This window comes from Pseudomonas sp. MD330_10 (assembly GCF_042610415.1).
Lineage (GTDB): Bacteria > Pseudomonadota > Gammaproteobacteria > Pseudomonadales > Pseudomonadaceae > Aquipseudomonas > Aquipseudomonas rhodesiae.
In genome coordinates, this window is sequence record NZ_JBHGZU010000101.1 from 1 (window position 1) to 256 (window position 256).

General features: G+C 52.0%; 1 pseudogene. It reads left to right on the forward strand.

The features are described from left to right. Positions 1–256 (forward strand): annotated as a pseudogene (locus ACFZPT_RS26785) (FAD-binding oxidoreductase); the annotation flags it as partial.

Below are 256 nucleotides of genomic sequence, written 5' to 3' on the forward strand. Positions count from 1 at the left end.
GAGACCATTTCCCATTGGTCGCCTTACACGAACGATTTTTCGGTGACCGTCAGCATTGTGCGGGCGTTCTTGATGGAAATCGACGCGATCGTAGGTGAACTCTACCCGGACTTCGAGATCGTCTGGTTCGGTCTCATTGGTGACGGCTTGCTGCTCCTGTTCATGCTCATGCCGGATAATCTGTGCTAGGATGAGTTCTTCGCGAAGAGCGTCAGCGTCAAGAAGTGGGTCTTTGAAAGGGTCGAGAAATACATCG